This window comes from Pseudoalteromonas sp. 19-MNA-CIBAN-0066 (assembly GCF_040308705.1).
Taxonomy (GTDB): domain Bacteria; phylum Pseudomonadota; class Gammaproteobacteria; order Enterobacterales; family Alteromonadaceae; genus Pseudoalteromonas; species Pseudoalteromonas nigrifaciens.
This window is the reverse complement of sequence record NZ_JBEONZ010000095.1, coordinates 1-709: the sequence shown is the minus strand read 5'-3', so window position 1 is coordinate 709 and position 709 is coordinate 1. Positions and strand designations below refer to the sequence as shown.

The window sequence follows — 709 nt, the reverse complement described above, 5'->3', positions numbered from 1 at the left end:
CCTCACAGCACTTCCACATCTTGCCTATCAACGTTGTAGTCTCCAACGGCCCTTCAGAGAGCTTATAGCTCTAGTGAGAAATCATCTCGAGGCCTGCTTCGCGCTTAGATGCTTTCAGCGCTTATCAGTTCCGAACGTAGCTACCGGGCAATGCCATTGGCATGACAACCCGAACACCAGCGGTTCGTTCACTCCGGTCCTCTCGTACTAGGAGCAACCCCTCTCAATTCTCAAACGCCCACGGCAGATAGGGACCGAACTGTCTCACGACGTTCTAAACCCAGCTCGCGTACCACTTTAAATGGCGAACAGCCATACCCTTGGGACCGACTTCAGCCCCAGGATGTGATGAGCCGACATCGAGGTGCCAAACACCGCCGTCGATATGAACTCTTGGGCGGTATCAGCCTGTTATCCCCGGAGTACCTTTTATCCGTTGAGCGATGGCCCTTCCATTCAGAACCACCGGATCACTATGACCTACTTTCGTACCTGCTCGACGTGTCTGTCTCGCAGTTAAGCTGGCTTCTACCATTACACTAACCGTACGATGTCCGACCGTACTTAGCCAACCTTCGTGCTCCTCCGTTACTCTTTAGGAGGAGACCGCCCCAGTCAAACTACCCACCAGGCACTGTCCGTAACCCCGATTCAGGGGCCAACGTTAGAACATCAAAACTACAAGGGTGGTATTTCAAGGTTGACTCCA

The 709-nt window shown here is 53.0% G+C and carries 1 rRNA gene; it reads right to left on the bottom strand.

Annotated features, from left to right (window positions below):
- A 23S ribosomal RNA gene (locus AAEZ18_RS18330) occupies positions 1 to 709 on the bottom strand; the annotation flags it as partial.